At 40.0% G+C, this 590-nt stretch carries 1 protein-coding gene; it reads right to left on the reverse strand.

Features of this window, described 5'->3' with window-relative positions; all coding sequences use genetic code 11:
* Positions 1–82: 82 nt before the first annotated feature.
* Positions 83–430 carry a DNA sulfur modification protein DndE gene (gene dndE / locus AB4653_RS28220; protein ID WP_017104393.1) on the reverse strand — a complete coding sequence of 116 codons (348 nt, stop codon included), beginning with the start codon at positions 428–430 and terminating at the stop codon, positions 83–85.
* Positions 431–590 lie beyond the last annotated feature (160 nt).

A 590-nucleotide genomic window follows, 5' to 3' on the forward strand; every position in this document is an offset into this window, starting at 1 on the left:
GCTTAATAGTGAAGCAATTCCATTTTTAGGTTGGAATTCAAACAATGGTCATATGTACCATTGTTTGAATTTTGGTATCTGGCTATAATTTACTTGCAAGCACTTCTATAGATTTGTGATTTCTCAGTGAAGCAATTCCATCCTCAACATGAGCAGCCCAAGCTTGTTGGTATTGCTTGGCTTCTAATTCTGGGTAGTACATCTTTAAAACTAACTCAGTCACATCACTAGTTTCACCTAGCCACGTAAACTTATCCAATACTAATGAGCCATCGAGTTTCGCTTCGATGAAGTTGTACCTAAAATCACTCTCTACAGAGCGAAAAAAAGCAATACGCGCAGATACGTTTGGAGTAACCCCTGTATAGCCTTTTAGCTTCTTCAGCTGTTCTTCTGTAGTGCGGGTCAAGTTCATGCGATTAGGTAGCATTATACAGCCTCCTTGGTAGGCTCTTTCCAGAAGTAACCTTGTTTCAGTGATGAAGACTTGGTTGCACCATCAAAGCAGATTTCGTAAGTGCGAGCGATATCATCTTGAATCATGCGGGTGTAATTTTTATCGATCTCGGTGTCTGTCGATAGAATTACAA

Source organism: Vibrio sp. 10N.222.48.A3 (assembly GCF_041475345.1).
GTDB classification, from domain to species: Bacteria; Pseudomonadota; Gammaproteobacteria; order Enterobacterales; family Vibrionaceae; genus Vibrio; species Vibrio tasmaniensis_A.